Source organism: Flavobacterium supellecticarium (assembly GCF_004801375.1).
GTDB classification, from domain to species: domain Bacteria; phylum Bacteroidota; class Bacteroidia; order Flavobacteriales; family Flavobacteriaceae; genus Flavobacterium; species Flavobacterium supellecticarium.
Map to the genome: position 1 here is coordinate 759,911 of NZ_SSNZ01000001.1, position 14,871 is coordinate 774,781.

At 37.6% G+C, this 14,871-nt stretch carries 15 protein-coding genes; 7 read left to right on the plus strand and 8 right to left on the minus strand.

Translation table 11 applies throughout. From position 1 onward, the window contains the following. Position 1: 1 nt before the first annotated feature. Both E6C50_RS03535 and E6C50_RS03540 read left to right on the plus strand, forming a co-directional pair. Positions 2–1,585, plus strand: coding sequence for an MDR family MFS transporter (locus tag E6C50_RS03535; protein ID WP_136401808.1), 1,584 nt, complete (start codon positions 2–4; stop codon positions 1,583–1,585). Between the two features lie 181 nt (positions 1,586–1,766). After that, entirely contained in the window at positions 1,767–2,117 is a 351-nt protein-coding gene (locus tag E6C50_RS03540) for a hypothetical protein (RefSeq protein ID WP_136401809.1), read from the plus strand. A 40-nt stretch (positions 2,118–2,157) separates the two neighbouring features. On the opposite strand, the gene E6C50_RS03545 is transcribed toward E6C50_RS03540, so the two are convergent. The 5 genes from E6C50_RS03545 to E6C50_RS03565 all read right to left on the minus strand — a co-directional run bounded on the left by E6C50_RS03545 (position 2,158) and on the right by E6C50_RS03565 (position 5,533). Beyond that, complete coding sequence (locus E6C50_RS03545; protein WP_136401810.1) at positions 2,158–2,616, minus strand: hypothetical protein; 459 nt, start codon at positions 2,614–2,616, stop codon at positions 2,158–2,160. Between the two features lie 21 nt (positions 2,617–2,637). Beyond that, positions 2,638–3,069, minus strand: a complete 432-nt coding sequence (locus E6C50_RS03550; RefSeq protein WP_136401811.1) for an META domain-containing protein — start codon at positions 3,067–3,069, stop codon at positions 2,638–2,640. 79 nt (positions 3,070–3,148) lie between these two features. Further along, a complete protein-coding gene (gene yaaA / locus E6C50_RS03555; RefSeq protein WP_136401812.1) occupies positions 3,149–3,907 on the minus strand; it encodes a peroxide stress protein YaaA in 759 nt (252 codons plus the stop codon). A 92-nt stretch (positions 3,908–3,999) separates the two neighbouring features. Next, positions 4,000–4,386, minus strand: coding sequence for a hypothetical protein (locus E6C50_RS03560; protein WP_136401813.1), 387 nt, complete (start codon positions 4,384–4,386; stop codon positions 4,000–4,002). A 145-nt stretch (positions 4,387–4,531) separates the two neighbouring features. Then, positions 4,532–5,533: a metal-dependent hydrolase gene (locus tag E6C50_RS03565; RefSeq protein ID WP_136401814.1), complete on the minus strand. Its 1,002-nt coding sequence runs from the start codon at positions 5,531–5,533 to the stop codon at positions 4,532–4,534. A 190-nt stretch (positions 5,534–5,723) separates the two neighbouring features. Here E6C50_RS03565 and E6C50_RS03570 point away from each other — a divergent pair, with 190 nt between their 5' ends. Beyond that, complete coding sequence (locus tag E6C50_RS03570) at positions 5,724–6,077, plus strand: hypothetical protein (RefSeq protein ID WP_136401815.1); 354 nt, start codon at positions 5,724–5,726, stop codon at positions 6,075–6,077. A 4-nt stretch (positions 6,078–6,081) separates the two neighbouring features. Beyond that, the gene (locus E6C50_RS03575; RefSeq protein ID WP_136401816.1) at positions 6,082–7,191 is read left to right on the plus strand and encodes a hypothetical protein; all 1,110 of its coding nucleotides are present in this window, start codon (positions 6,082–6,084) and stop codon (positions 7,189–7,191) included. A gap of 95 nt (positions 7,192–7,286) precedes the next feature. On the opposite strand, the gene E6C50_RS03580 is transcribed toward E6C50_RS03575, so the two are convergent. Continuing rightward, positions 7,287–7,862 (minus strand): inclusion body family protein, encoded by a 576-nt coding sequence (locus E6C50_RS03580; protein ID WP_136401817.1) that lies wholly within the window; start codon positions 7,860–7,862, stop codon positions 7,287–7,289. Between the two features lie 801 nt (positions 7,863–8,663). Here E6C50_RS03580 and E6C50_RS03585 point away from each other — a divergent pair. The 3 genes from E6C50_RS03585 to E6C50_RS03595 all read left to right on the plus strand — a co-directional run bounded on the left by E6C50_RS03585 (position 8,664) and on the right by E6C50_RS03595 (position 12,268). Continuing rightward, the gene (locus tag E6C50_RS03585) at positions 8,664–9,491 is read left to right on the plus strand and encodes a phosphatase PAP2 family protein (protein WP_136401818.1); all 828 of its coding nucleotides are present in this window, start codon (positions 8,664–8,666) and stop codon (positions 9,489–9,491) included. Then, positions 9,478–11,001: a phosphoethanolamine--lipid A transferase EptA gene (gene eptA / locus E6C50_RS03590; RefSeq protein WP_136401819.1), complete on the plus strand. Its 1,524-nt coding sequence runs from the start codon at positions 9,478–9,480 to the stop codon at positions 10,999–11,001. The genes E6C50_RS03585 and eptA overlap by 14 nt, the downstream gene beginning before the upstream one ends. A 253-nt stretch (positions 11,002–11,254) precedes the next feature. Beyond that, positions 11,255–12,268: a S41 family peptidase gene (locus E6C50_RS03595; RefSeq protein ID WP_136401820.1), complete on the plus strand. Its 1,014-nt coding sequence runs from the start codon at positions 11,255–11,257 to the stop codon at positions 12,266–12,268. Positions 12,269–12,294: 26 nt separating this feature from the next. On the opposite strand, the gene E6C50_RS03600 is transcribed toward E6C50_RS03595, so the two are convergent. Continuing rightward, on the minus strand, positions 12,295–13,764 hold the full coding sequence (locus E6C50_RS03600; RefSeq protein ID WP_136401821.1) for a PAS domain S-box protein: 1,470 nt from the start codon (positions 13,762–13,764) through the stop codon (positions 12,295–12,297). Positions 13,765–14,038: 274 nt separating this feature from the next. Then, on the minus strand, positions 14,039–14,449 hold the full coding sequence (locus E6C50_RS03605) for a RidA family protein (RefSeq protein ID WP_136401822.1): 411 nt from the start codon (positions 14,447–14,449) through the stop codon (positions 14,039–14,041). Positions 14,450–14,871: the final 422 nt, after the last annotated feature.

A 14,871-nucleotide genomic window follows, 5' to 3' on the forward strand; every position in this document is an offset into this window, starting at 1 on the left:
TATGGAAGCAACCGGAGAAGATAATTTAGTAGAATATGGCTTTCGAAGAGTCATCATCACAATCACCGCGGTACTTTGTGCCTTGCTGGAGATTGTCGATACTACTATCGTAAACGTAGCCCTAAACGACATGAGAGGTAGTTTAGGGGCTACCCTTACCGATGTTGCCTGGGTGATCACGGCCTATGCGATTGCGAACGTAATCGTTATCCCGATGACCAGCTGGTTATCGCAACAATTCGGTCGAAGAAACTATTTTGCAGCCTCCATTATTATCTTTACCGTTTCCTCTTTTCTTTGTGGTAATGCCTCCAATATATGGGAGTTGGTAGCCTTTCGTTTTATTCAGGGTATGGGTGGTGGTGCCTTATTGGTAACCGCTCAGACGATTATTACGGAAAGTTATCCCGCAGCAAAACGAGGAATGGCGCAGGCAATTTATGGTATGGGTGTTATTGTGGGACCTACTTTAGGTCCGCCATTAGGAGGTTATCTGGTAGATAATTTTTCATGGCCGTATATTTTCTATATCAATATTCCATTGGGAATTATCGCAACAGTATTGACCCTTTCCTTTGTAAAGAGTCCAAAATATGGTGAAAAATTAAAAGCCAATCAGGTCGATTGGTGGGGCATTGTATTCCTGTCGTCCTTTATCGGTTCCCTACAGTTTGTTTTGGAACACGGACAACAAGACGACTGGTTCGCCGATCCGATCATTGTAACCCTTAGTATTGTATCGTTTTTCGGATTATTACTGTTTATCTGGCGACAGTTAACCTATAAATATCCGATTGTAAACTTACGTGTATTACAGGATCGAAACCTTCGGGTAGGAACCATTATGTGTTTTATTCTTGGATTCGGGTTATACGGTTCCACGTTTATTATCCCGATTTATACGCAGTCTATTTTAGGATGGACCGCAACCGATGCCGGTTTATTGTTGATTCCGAGTTCGATTATGACCGGATTTATGATGCCAATCATTGGTCGACTGATTCAGAAAGGCGTACCGCAATCGTATATGGTGGCCACCGGATTCCTGTTGTTCTTTATTTTCACCTTCTGGATGCACAATGTGATCACGCCGGATACCGGAACCGAACATATGTTCTGGCCGTTAATTCTTAGAGGAGTTGGTTTGGGATTATTATTCGTACCGATTACCACGTTGGCACTGTCGACTTTAAAAGGGAAAAATATTGGCGAAGGAGCCGCTTTTACCGGGATGATGCGTCAGTTGGGTGGTTCGTTCGGTATTGCGATCATTACGACTTTTATAGCCCGTTTTACGCAATCACACCGTGTGGATCTGATTGCCAATTTAGATGGATCCAAATTCGAAGTACAACAACGGATTCAGCAATTGCAAATGGGATTTATGTCGAAAGGATTTAGCAGTAGCGAAGCATTGGACAAAGCGCATAAAGCCATCGAATTGTCCGTTATGAAACAGAGTACAGTCTTATCGTATATGGACGTTTTTATGTACCTGGGAATCCTCTTCCTGATCTGTGTACCGTTTGTACTATTGATCAAGAAAGGCTCCGGCGGTAAAGTAGACATGTCGAATGTTCATTAATTTTAAATAAGGTTATTTAATTTGTTATAAAAACTCCGGAAGTATTTCCGGAGTTTTTTTATGGTATTATGCTTGCGTTATAAAAACGTTTTATCCTTTTAATTGTATTAAAAAATACGTACTTTTACAATACAGCAACTATTTGATTTTAAAATAGTTATTAACCCTAAAAAAACATACCATGGGATTATTCAGCAACTCCGAGAAGAAAATCATTGAAGAATTCAGCCGGAAAAGTGAAGACCGCTGCAATGATATCGAAAAAGAAATAAACGAACTGTTGGAGGATTTAAAATCCGAATACGAAGAAAACCGGGGCGTCGTATACGAATTCAAGGATTACGTTACGGAACTCAGTAATAAATTAAGTCCGGAAGATATTAACCGGTTAATGGATTTTTCATTGCGCCTGAGCCGCATCAAACGCTGTGCTAAAAAGGGGGTTGAAGCGTTACGCGAAATCTCCCGCGATCAGAAAAAAATGACCCGTGAAACCCTACGCGATTACGAAGAATATTTCTATATGCATTAAATAAAAAAAGGGGCTGTCTCTAAAATGAGTCAGCCTCTTTTTATTTCTTACAGTCCACTTTAGTGAGTGGCATACCGGAATTAAACACGAGTTTGTCCGGGTTTTTAAATGTTACGGTGCCGTTTTTTTCTTCCACTTCGCCATAACCTTCAATTAAAGTCTTATCCTTAACCTGAAAAGCGATTTCCCGTTTGCTTTCCATTCCTTCCGAAGTGAAAGTATAGATCGCGATCAGTATATCGTTTTTAATCGTACCGCTAAAAGTTCCGGTATTGGAATCTTTTTCGCTATAAGCATAGTCCAGATTACCGGTAACGGCATTGGCTTCTTTTTTGAGATGCATATAGATGGTATTCCCGTCTTTACGGTATTCATAACATTCTTCCTGCACCGTAGGCACCATGTCGATGTCGCTATCTGTCGTTTTTTCTTTATCCGAATTTTTCTTACACGCCACAGTCAAAGCCAGAAGCGCAAAAACAAATGCTATTTTCCTCATCTCTTTCTTTTTAAAGTCATTTTACGGTTTCTTTTTAAAACGCATGGCTACGATATCATCCATCAGCAACACGAGTTTTCCGTCGGGCGTCACATCATATTTAGTAATTTTCTGCATCATATCCAGAAAACGACGCTCCCCTTCTCCTTCACAAAAACGCATCGTCATGGCTTTTGGCGCTTCAATCGCAATACTGTTCGGTTCTTTTGTGGTATAACGGGTTGAAAACGGATTACAACTGCTATTTCCATTTGCTTCTCCGGTTTTGGTAAACGACAATTGCGGTTTCGTGTCCGGATATAATCCTTCGAAAGCAATACGCACACCGGTGATATATTCCAGTTCCCAGCCATTGGCGGTCAGTTTATCATAGGCTGCCGCATTTTTTGTGCATTTACAGCCGGCTACTACTAAAAGCAATATTAGCCCCAAAATAAAGGATATTTTTCTCATAAATACAGTGTTTGATTCCTTAAAATTACGAAAATTCTGTTGAAAATAACCGTAAACACTTTATTTATAACGATTTGAATTAGCGTGTAAATACCAGTGTATTTCCTTTACTCAGATTCGCATCATATTGATAACCTTCATAATTAAACCCTTTCAGATCGTCGATTGTTTGCGCGTCGGTATCGATAATATAACGCACCATCATACCTCTAGCCTTTTTAGCGAAGAAACTGATCATTTTTAATTTTCCATCTTTATAATCTTTAAATTCCGGAGTGATAACGGGAACTTTCAAGGCTTTTTTATCCACAGCCGAAAAATATTCGTTACTGGCCAGATTGATAAACAGCTCATCTTTTTTAAGTTCGCTGTTTAGTGCTTTTGTGATTTTTGGTTTCCAGAATTCATATAAATCCTTACTTTTTCCCACCGGAAGTTTGGTTCCCATTTCCAGTCGGTAGGGTTGTATCAGATCCAACGGTTTCAGTAATCCGTATAAACCGGATAGAATTCGCAATTTTGATTCCAATACGGGCAATTTTTCCATCGGTAAAGAATAGGCATCGAGTCCGACATATACATCACCATTAAACGCATATATTGCAGGGCGTGCATTTTCCGGTGTAAACGGTGTTGCCCAATCCTGATTACGCTGCCAGTTCAGGTCGGCGAGTTTTTCGGAAATAGCCATCAGTTCCGAAAGCTGTTTGGGTTTCTTTTTTTTCAATACCCGATGTACCGTATTAGCTTCTTTTAAAAAAGACGATTCTGTATACAGTTGCGTAGGCAGTGTTGTTTCAAAATCCAACGATTTGGCTGGCGATATTACAATTTTCATGGCATTTTATTTAAGGAACTCAAAAATACGAATTCCACTTTTAAAATCCCCTACAGCAAAATGGATAGTTTCGATCCCGCTATCGGATTTATTTATTCATTGTCATCTTCCAACATGATATCGCTCCACAAATACCGTTTTGAGAAACTATGCCCATACCGGATTAGTAAAATAGCAACCACCAATAGTGGAATTTCCCAAAAAGCAGCAGTTCTTTTTTCTTCCACTAAATAAAACGCAATTACATTCAACATTTTATAGATTGTTAGTAAATATCCGGTAAAATAGGTCTCCGGTAACAAAATCAGTACAGCACATGCCAATGAAAGCCATCCCAGGATAACACAATAATCATCTGAAACAATCCGATCCATTGAATGTACCGGATCATTCAAAAGCCAATAGGCGTCGTATAGATTTTTAACCATTATGGTTAAGACCATTACCGTGTTTAGTATTTTTAACAGATTTTGCTTCATCTCCTTTCCTTAGCCTTTTTTTAACTGACGACTGCAAAAGGCATATGTAAAGGTCTTCTTAAAAATATTATATAATGATCATCCTGAACAGTTTGTATAGCAAAATAATCCTAAAATCCAGAATTAAAAAGGGAAGTTATACCATTTAATTTCCAGAGATTCTTTTCCAGAGCTGTTGTAGTAGCAATAGTCCTTCTGCTCTGGTTTTCGGAACTTCACGAGCTTTAAATCCGCTTTTGGAAGGTAACAGTTCGTAGCAAAACGCAAACTCCGGATTGGTAGTATTTCGATTCAGTAATCCAAAACGTAAATCGTTAAAATATAGTTTTCCGTCTTTTTTTGTAACGGTATAGTTCCCTTCCGACAAATCGACCAACCGTAGAATTGTCTTATCCTGCATAAAACCATCTAACAATTCGCGATTTTTAGGATACGCGTTAAAAACGATTGGTCTGGTATCGAAAAAAGAATAGTCACCAATCCAATAGGCCGTTTTCGTTTCTGCTGTCGCTGTCCAGAGTATCGTATTTAGGGGTGTTGGTTTGGTTTCGAGTGCTACCACCTCCAATCCGGAAAGTGTTATTGCCCGTTGGAATTTATAATACGTAACTCCTTTTAACACCAGTGTCAGCATCAGATAAGCCGAACTGATTTTAAGTCCGCGGTTGTTCCATTGCGTACGATTGTAATCCGTACGTGCTTTCCGCATAGCCATGATCAAACAAAATAGGAACGGGACTGTATATAATGGATCGACAACAAAAATAGAGCGAAAAGCAAATTTATACGCCATAGGCCACAATAATTGTGTTCCCCAGGTCGTAAAGGCATCCAATAAAGCATGTGTAAACAAAGCCCAGAAAACCAGACTGGCTCCATTGATCACGGAAACTTTGCTATCCATTTCCCTTCGGGCAATAAACCAGCCGAGTAATGGCGACAGAATACTAAAAAACAGAATGGAATGACTAAATCCCCGATGGATTTCAACAGCGGATAATGGATCTAAAAATAGTCCGATCACAACATCCAGATCCGGTATTGTCCCTGCAATAGCACCATAAAGCATAGCCCGGTTCCCTATTTTCCGACCGAGAATTTTTTCGCCAACGGCCGCTCCGAGTACAATCTGTGTTACTGAATCCATGCGGTAAAGATACGGTGAATGCCAATGGGGAACAAACCTTTTTCGGATATCCTGATAGTTGCCTTTTAATCTGCTACCGGAATAATTCGGTCAATATACTGTAAAAAAACATCAAAGATTACGTAAAAACACTAATTCCTGATTATCACAAATGCTTTAAATTTACCAAACAACTACAAATCAAACAATTATGAAAACAATCCGTATTCCCGAAGGCGCTCAGGTAAAACTACAGGCCGTCATCAGTTCCGATGCCATTGGAGTAACCAACATTAATTTAAATGATGTTCTTTTCAAACAACGCAAACAGAATAAATTCAATATCGATCTAGGCGATATTTCCATTTTAGATAACAAGGAAATGTCTATTGTCACTACTTTTTTTAATCCCTCAAGTGGTATTATCACTCCGGTTTTTAACGCTACACAGGTAGCATACACTTTACTTTACAACGATGAGCGTTTTGAAATGACTGTTGAAAAACAGAAAATTACGGCTAGTTTTTTTATTGCTTATGCTTATATCAAAATTGTAAAATCATAAGCAGATGAAAAAAAATTACATAATCCTCCTATTTCTTATCGGTACTTATTGGTATGCTAAGGCCCAAACCGATGTAGAACTTAGTCAGTTTCAGATGTCCAATATCACGAGTCCCGCATTCCAGTTATTGGAAGAAACCGTTACCGATGTGTATACACCGGAAAATGTAAAGGCTTTGGCATTACATGTCCAAAACAATTTTGGTGAAAGTCTGGCCATTGAAGTTGCTCCCTATTTTTTTATCAACACCAAAAGTAAGAACAGAACTTATTACAAATATATCGGTGTTACTAAAGAAAACGATGTTTTAAAACAAAATCCGTTTAGCGGACTCAATACGACGACACTCTCTTTTGCCTATTTAAAAAAAGATTTTAAAAATATTGTCGGAGATAATGATCATAAAACTTTTTCTATTGGGATACGAACGACACTATTGCGTTTTTTTGATAAGGAACAGATTTACAACAATGCCGAGAAAATTGCCGACGAATTGTTAAAAATCCCCTCACCTCCTATCCAGATTTTATCTATGGAGGCAGGACCGAAAAAAGACGAAGCTTTTAAAAAATTCTATTTGGAGCAACAAAAAATTGAAGAGCGCTTTAAACCCTTTCAAAAGACAATCAAGCCAATTTTTAAACTCGACGGCGCTTTAGCCTATAGCAATCTTTTTAAAGAAAACACCACCGATGGTGGAACGGTGCGTCGTTTTGGTTCCTGGTTGACCGGAGAATTCAATCTGATTTTAAACGAAGACGATGAGAAAAGTACTACCAATAACTATATGAGTGTTTTGGTCATCGCCCGCTATATTGAAGACGGTTTTAATATGGAAATTGCCGATACGTATACAACCAGCTACTACCGGGATTTTGGCGGTAAAGTCAATTTTGAGTTTGGAAAATTTACATTCGGATACGAATATCTGAAACGCAATGGCAGTATTAGCAGCGAACGATCGGTTGGTACTATCAGTTTTGCATTGGATAAAAACATCAGTCTCACCGGAGGTTTTGGAAAAGACTTTCAGGTAACGGATAACCTTTTGGCCATATTTGGAATCAATTGGGGGCTCAACCTGGGCAATACGTCCGCTTCCGTCGCAAAATAGCTTTGCTTAATCCAATTGTAAATGGCTATCTAAAACGTGGTTTCGGATAGCCATTTTAATTTCTTCAGTTTGGGGCTGAATTTTGTATTCATTAATTATTTCACAATAATTGTTGGATCCCAAACGAAGTAACCGAATAATTTCATATTGCCCGATGCTCGATCCATCGTATAGAGGGCAAAACTAACATTATAGTTTTCGGTTCCGGGTTTGATCACATCTGCCTGATAAAACCAATAACTCATTCCGTTAACCTGCTGAATCGGAAGTGGCGACGCGCCAGCAGAAGGTTGCACTCCGGCTGCCGTAAATACTTTCGAGGTGAAAGGGCCAAATACATCCGTACCGCCAAATTTCTGAATGTTATAGATGATAACCGCATTGTTAAAGTTATCATATTCCGATACCGCGTTGAATCGGACAACGTCTCCGGAAACCGCATTGATCACTAAATCTGCTGTTCCACTTCCTGCACTTCCAGTTAAATTAGAAGCCACCATATACTGATATTGGTGTCCAATACCTGTTGGTTTTGTCGAGTCAGTACTACCACCTTTCGGATAATCATTTATAATCTTATCCGTGTCAATAATCACCTGAATGTTGGTAATCAAGGCAACATTACTTAATGCTGCTTCTAACTCCTGTGCGTTTTTTAATTCTGCATCCATTTTGATAAAATTTAAAGTTTTGTCTACTCATTTTTCCAGTTTTTCGACTTCCGCTGGTATTGTATTTCTAATCAAAATTACAATAACATACAGCCGCTTAACAGCATATAAACACCTGATTTTAAATATTTTACAACTAAACAACATACTTTTACAAATACAATTGGATAATTTCTTACGTACTAAAACCTGCTTTTTATTGCTGTGGTTTAAAAAAAGGAATTGGTCGTTCAGAATTTCATCTAAATTGTGTTGGACGTTTGTTCTTCAACTTTTAAAAATTTAAAGAAATGAAAAAGATGTTGTTTTTTTTAAGGGTTACGGCGACCAGTATTTCTTTGGCCAATGCACGGAAAATATCGGACAAAGAAGTTCCGACAGTGGCCAAATTCGCTTTGAAAAAAACATTCAAAATTGATCAATATTTTCATTTGCGATCCGGGTTCTTTCAATTTCAACAAAATCCGGAACTACACAATGTTAATTTATCGATATCCCAAATCTAAAAGTAAACAAATCGTTAACACAAGAGCAACTGATTTTACCGGGATTAATGGCATATCAAGACTTTCTACCCAATTGTTTTTAAAGACAATACCCTTTTACATCAAGAAATAGTAAACAAATATACCTTCCAAATTTATTCCGCTTTGTATTTCTACTTTTACGCCATGAAAATCCCCAGCGCTGTTTTTTACATTCTAACCTCAGATTCCTATAAATTTTGATATATGGCGTATCCCAAAGTAGAAATACATCTGTATCTAACTGAACAACAAACCGTTTAAATAAAAATATAGAATGAACACAAAAATTAGTACTAATTATTCAAAGCTTCGGGTATTTCTGTTTCTTGTACCACTATTTCTTTTAATTACAATTGTTTTATTTCTATATCAACAGCATGCTTTATCAATCAATAGCTATACAAAAATTCAACAGGATAGCTTCTTTTATATTAATCATCATTTGGGTAGCTACCCCAATCTTCAATTCAATCTGACTCAATTTGGAGATTGCCTGATTTCATTGTCCCTTTTAAGCCTTTTTATTGTGTATGCTCCAAAAATATGGGAAGCTTTTTTATCCGCATCGCTTATTTCTTGCCTGCTAACCCGTCTTTTAAAAAGTTTATTTGCCATACCGAGACCTGCTGCAACATTTGATCATTCTAAATTTATTATCACCGGAGAAATACTATCTGGTAACAACAGTCTACCTTCGGGACATGCTATCACAATCTTTACGGCACATACTGTGTTGATGTTTGCCTTTATGCCTAAAAAATTAAGTCCTAAAATTATATGGTTTTTCCTGGCCATCCTTATAGGACTAATCCTTGTTTTTACCCGTGTTGGCGTGGGCGCCCATTATCCGATAGATGTCATTGTGGGGAGTATTATTGGTTATATTTCGGGGCTTTTAGGTATTTTTATAAGTCGGAAATATAAAATTTGGGCATGGGTTAATGATAAAAAATATTATCCTGTTTTTATTGTATTGTTCCTGATTTGTGCAGTTATACTGATCAACCGAATCATTCATGAGAATTTGATAATATTCTATTTGTCTTTGATTTGCTTACTTTTTTCCACATATAAAATCATTAAAGTTTATGTTCAGAAATAGTGTAACCCTGACTCGTTTTGTTTTACTGATGAGTTGTATAACTTTTTTATTTTTTCATTACCCTTTTTTCGCCTTTGTTTGTACTAATGTCGAGTATAAAAGTCTGAATGGCATATTGTTAATTATCAGTTTGATCATTATAATGTTGGTCGCCAATGCTTTTGTGTATTATCTGATCTTTTTCCTTTCCCGTTATGTCGGGAAATTTTTATTGGTCCTGACCTTTATTTGCAATGCCATTGCGGTGTATTTTATTAATACCTACAATGTTATAATAGACGAAAGCATGATTGGTAATGTACTGAATACCAATTACGAAGAGTCCAGTAGTTATTTTTCGATCAAACTGATAATCTATTTGCTTTTTCTGGGAATTCTACCGAGTATTTATATCCTAAAAGTAAAGCTAACAAGTGTTCCTTTAAAGAAATTTTTAGTCACGGTGGCCCTTAGTTTGGTATTTATTCTGGCGTTAGCATTTGCAAACGCGAGCAATTGGTTGTGGATTGATAAAAATTCAAAAACATTGGGCGGCCTTGCGATGCCCTGGTCGTATAGCGTAAATACGTCTCTTTTTTATATTCATAAACACAAACAAAACGAAAAAGAGATGCTATTACCCGATGCTACGATAAAAGACACCAAAAAATCAGTTGTCGTTTTGGTTATTGGCGAATCGGCCAGAAGTCAGAATTTTTCTTTGTATGGGTATGGTAAAAACACCAATCCGTTGCTATCACAAACACCGAATGTTTTTCATTTTAATGCTACTTCCTGCGCTACCTATACCACCGCCGGGGTAAAGTGTATTCTGGAACACACCAATACCGACGATTTGTATGAGATCTTACCCAATTATTTGTTCCGAAATCATGTCGATGTCGTGTGGCGCACTTCCAATTGGGGCGAACCACCCGTTCATATTAAAGAGTATCAAAAACGGGAACAAATCAACCCAAATTGCCAGGGCGAAGCATGCAATTATGACGAGATGCTCCTAACCGGATTAAAAGAACGAATCCAAGCCAGTACAAGTAATAAAGTTTTTATTGTGTTGCACACGAGTACGAGTCACGGGCCAACCTATAGTCAAAAATACCCGGCTCAATTTGAAACGTTTAAACCGGTTTGTAATAGCGTTGAATTAGGAAATTGCTCGAAAGAGGAACTGATCAATGCCTATGATAATACGATTGTTTACACCGATTATATTCTTCATAAGGTGATCGAAAATTTAAAAGAGTTAAAGGACTATAACAGTACAATGCTATTTGTTTCGGATCATGGTGAATCGTTGGGCGAAAAGAATTTATATATGCATGGCCTACCGATGCGTCTTGCTCCAAAAGAACAATATGATATTCCGTTTATTGTTTGGGTATCGGAGGGTTCCAAACAGCTTAAGCCTAACAAAACAGTATCCCAAAACCATGTTTTTCACAGTGTTCTACATTTCTTAGGCATACAGAGTCCGGTTTATGATGAAAGTCTGAATATTTATAAAGATTAATTGGAAAAGCGAACATCTGATATATGTTCGCTTTTTTAGACAATCAGGTCTGTAACCCGACAACGCGTTTCCTGGATCCAACGTTCGGTCATCGTCCGGACCTTTATAACTAGCTGAAATAAAACATCATACAAATCGAATAGCCCGACAATATTTAAAACAAAAACTTGCTTACGAAAAACGTATCTATATCTTTGTAACGCTATCCTCTTTTCAGGATAGATAACACGTAGGTTTATTAATAAGTAATGTTATGGCTATAAAGAAAAATATACTTGCTATCCTGTTCTTTTTTATCTCATCGATGGTTTTTGCACAATCGGATTCGGTTAGAACCTATATTGACAGTGCTCTTATTGTGCTCCGGGAAAATTCATTATATGCTAACAACGTCAATTGGAAAAAAGTAGAAAAACAAATCTATAAGCAAGCCAGCGAAGTCAAATCTAAGGCAAAGGCCTTTGAAGTTTTAAAGATTGCCTTTACTGCATTGGGCGATAAACATGCGAATTATTTTTCACCGGAAGGAAACTCATACCGATTGGACAATAGTGAACTCATGTCGCGATATACCGATTCTTTAAAAGCGGGATGGAAACGAGGTCTTCGAATAGAAAACAAGATGATTGGCGATATTGCCTATATCAGTATTCCTACGATAGGCGTAGGCAAACAACAGGATATTGATAAATACGCCAACTGGATTTACGATGCCGTGAATAGCCTTAGCGCTAAAAATCCGAAGGGATGGATTATTGATCTTCGAATGAATGGAGGCGGGAATATCCGACCGATGCTTGCCGGTTTGGCTATGTTTTTCGACAATGGCACGTATACCTATTATATCGACAAAGACGGAAATGCAACCGATAAAGCGGGATTTTTAAATGGTGATTTCGTTATTGATGACCAGCCACAGGCTACTATCAAAACAAAAATGAATTTGCTGTCCGATGCCAGGGTAGCCCTACTTATAGGTCCGGGTACGGCGAGTTCGGGCGAAGGCGTTGCGCTGGTTTTTTCGCAGAAAAACAATGTAAAATCTTTTGGGACGAACACCGCTGGTCTGGCGAATTCGACTAATGGTTTTGTTTTTTATAACAAGGAATTTTACTTTCTTATTTCGGTAGCCAAGATTGCCAACAAAGACAAAAAATTGTATTCCGAAATCGTAAAGCCACAGGTTTATGTAAAAGGATATGAGAACTTTTATAAGCTAGCAGACGATCCATCGGTAATAGAAGCAATTAAATGGCTTAAAAAGTAAAATAGAAGCACAACCGGAACTGTAGCTTATAACCGGAACGTATTGATATCCTGGAAAGTACCGTAGACTTTGGTGCAGATTCCATCTTTATAATTGGACTTCCCTGTTGCTCTTACCCAGATTTCCTTTCCTTGCGCGGTTACGATCTGTAGTTCCATATCCCAGGACTTCCCCGTTTCGATCGCAAGTTTTACCGCCTCTTTGATCTTATCCCTACTCGTGCCTTCTTTATAGAAATTAATGGCACTCGTTAATTCCGGGATATAATCACTATCCACGCCATGAATCTCTCTTGTAACCGATGTCCAGGACAGTAAACGATGAACTACATCAAGCTCCCAACCACCAATACGCGCCAACGCTCCTGTTTTTTCGACCATCATTTTATACAATTCTTCCGATGCTATTAAGGAATCCCGTGCCTCCGTGATTTCAGTAAGATCCCGGGTCACTTTCGTAAATCCGATTACCGCTCCATTATTATCATGTATGGAAGTAATGACAATACTTCCCCAAAACAAGGTTCCATCTTTTCGAAGTCGCCATCCTAAATCCCTTGCTACCCCATGTTTTTCAGCTTCTATGATCAACTTTTGTGGACGTTTATTTTGTCGGTCTTCGTCAGTATAAAATACACTAAAATGCTGTCCTACGATTTCGTCGTATCGGTACCCTTTTATTCGTTCTGCTCCTTTATTCCAATTTTCTATATATCCGTCACCATCGAGAATAAGAATTGCATAATCATCGATCTCTTCCACCATCTTATTAAAACGAATCGCTTTAAGATCTTTACTAGCCATAGAACCATCTACAATCAAATGAATCGTTTTGTCGAAATCCTTTGTTGCAGTCTCGAACATAGTCATCCATTCTTGATCAACCGGATGGATTTCATCCTTAATCAGATTAACAAGTCCCATTAAGGTCGTTAATGGTCGTCTTATTTGATGGGATTGGAGTTGGGCTATTTTTAACAGCGAATCGGTACGCGCCTCTTTTTCTTCTATTTCATCTACGAGTTTCCTTCGGCTTATTTCATTTTCGATGATAAGTCCAATCTGTCGGGAAAACAGATGTAGTATTTTCTTTTCCGATTCGGTAACGATTTTTGTTTTTTCAGCAAATAAACAGATGTTACCGATAAGCCTTCCGTCACCCAAAAAAACCGGTATCCCTACAAAAAACCTCAGTTTAACGCTCGAAAGCTCCGGAAGAATATCAATAGAATTAAAGTGCTTTAAGGTATTCGGTATAATGATCATTTCATTGCTCTTTAGTATAAGATTGCTAAAGAAGGTATTCAATTTGTCTAATGGTATCGTTTTCCCCCATTCTAAGTTCAGTTCTTTCAAATGATCATCAAAAAAATTAAGCCATGTTATATCACTCGCCATTAATTCCGCAGCCAGACATACCACCTCCTTTAAACCTTTCAGTTCACTAGGTGTTATTGGCGTTGCACCATATAGTACCTTAACGTTTCCATCCCTCATCCGTTCGCTTTTAATTTTTCTTCACACTAATCCCATCGGATTCCTCAGAATTCACCACTCTAAATACTAATTTTGGACTTTGCCACAATTTAGTAAAAATCTATTGATATTCTTTAAATTGGCATTTAAGTCTTTATTAAAAAGTTTTTTATAGTACATATTATAAGTCTTTTCTTATAATACAATAAAAAAGCCTGTAATTCGATGAATTACAGGCTTTTTTTCAAAACCGAAAACAGCGTCATACAAATGACTTTCCTACTTTCTGCAACGCTTATAATGGCATAAAAGCAACAGCATCAACTTCTACCAGCATACCATCGAGCGCAAGGCGCGGAACCGGAATCAAAGTACTTGCGGGAAATTCATTATTGGTCCACACTTTATGCATTTCCTCTGTCCATATTTTAAGTTTCTCCTGATCGTGATCCACAATGAGTACGGTGATTTTAAGGACGTCATCTGCTTTTAGATCGTATTCTTGAAGCACGGTTTCTAAATTTTGCAAAGCAAATTTAACCTGCGTTCTAAAATCCTTAGAAAGCGTATGTTTTAAATCCTCTCCGCCGCTTTGCCCGGAGATAAATACATATTTTCCGTTACCTGAGGCACTTGTAGCGTGTGAAAAATCAAAAGGCGTAGGATCGAAGAGTGTTTTTGGGTTTTTATGAATGATGTGTTTCATGTTTTTTTGATGGTTCGCTTTATTCTTTTCAGTTTGTGAACAGCCAAAAAATAATAAAATGAGGATGGATAAAATTGGGAAATAACTGCTTTTATATAAATTGTTTTTAGCATTAATCATGACTGACAAAAAATTGATTTATTTTAATTACTGAAGCAAAAGTAACGGCTATACTTTTTCAAAACGTATACATATGTAAAGGCTTTTCATTTTTAAATGTTTTAGCTGTTGCCATTTTTATAAGGTGTTTAAATATGGGCTATTGATACATCTATTTTGCCTGATAGCCGTTTTATGCAACCTTATCTATATACCGAAGTCAGTACTTCCTTTGGGGGATTGAAAAAAATGTCGACTAAATATTGACTGGATTATTATTCAAAAAAAGCGCAATCCCTAATGAATATAGGAATTGCGCTTTG

Excerpts from the sequence above, each read along its gene's own strand:
- E6C50_RS03535 (WP_136401808.1), top strand. The coding sequence starts at position 2 with ATGGAAGCAACCGGAGAAGATAATTTAGTAGAATATGGCTTTCGAAGA.
- E6C50_RS03540 (WP_136401809.1), top strand. The coding sequence starts at position 1,767 with ATGGGATTATTCAGCAACTCCGAGAAGAAAATCATTGAAGAATTCAGC.
- E6C50_RS03545 (WP_136401810.1), bottom strand. The coding sequence starts at position 2,616 with ATGAGGAAAATAGCATTTGTTTTTGCGCTTCTGGCTTTGACTGTGGCG.
- E6C50_RS03550 (WP_136401811.1), bottom strand. The coding sequence starts at position 3,069 with ATGAGAAAAATATCCTTTATTTTGGGGCTAATATTGCTTTTAGTAGTA.
- yaaA (WP_136401812.1), bottom strand. The coding sequence starts at position 3,907 with ATGAAAATTGTAATATCGCCAGCCAAATCGTTGGATTTTGAAACAACA.
- E6C50_RS03560 (WP_136401813.1), bottom strand. The coding sequence starts at position 4,386 with ATGAAGCAAAATCTGTTAAAAATACTAAACACGGTAATGGTCTTAACC.
- E6C50_RS03565 (WP_136401814.1), bottom strand. The coding sequence starts at position 5,533 with ATGGATTCAGTAACACAGATTGTACTCGGAGCGGCCGTTGGCGAAAAA.
- E6C50_RS03570 (WP_136401815.1), top strand. The coding sequence starts at position 5,724 with ATGAAAACAATCCGTATTCCCGAAGGCGCTCAGGTAAAACTACAGGCC.
- E6C50_RS03575 (WP_136401816.1), top strand. The coding sequence starts at position 6,082 with ATGAAAAAAAATTACATAATCCTCCTATTTCTTATCGGTACTTATTGG.
- E6C50_RS03580 (WP_136401817.1), bottom strand. The coding sequence starts at position 7,862 with ATGGATGCAGAATTAAAAAACGCACAGGAGTTAGAAGCAGCATTAAGT.
- E6C50_RS03585 (WP_136401818.1), top strand. The coding sequence starts at position 8,664 with ATGAACACAAAAATTAGTACTAATTATTCAAAGCTTCGGGTATTTCTG.
- eptA (WP_136401819.1), top strand. The coding sequence starts at position 9,478 with ATGTTCAGAAATAGTGTAACCCTGACTCGTTTTGTTTTACTGATGAGT.
- E6C50_RS03595 (WP_136401820.1), top strand. The coding sequence starts at position 11,255 with ATGGCTATAAAGAAAAATATACTTGCTATCCTGTTCTTTTTTATCTCA.
- E6C50_RS03600 (WP_136401821.1), bottom strand. The coding sequence starts at position 13,764 with ATGAGGGATGGAAACGTTAAGGTACTATATGGTGCAACGCCAATAACA.
- E6C50_RS03605 (WP_136401822.1), bottom strand. The coding sequence starts at position 14,449 with ATGAAACACATCATTCATAAAAACCCAAAAACACTCTTCGATCCTACG.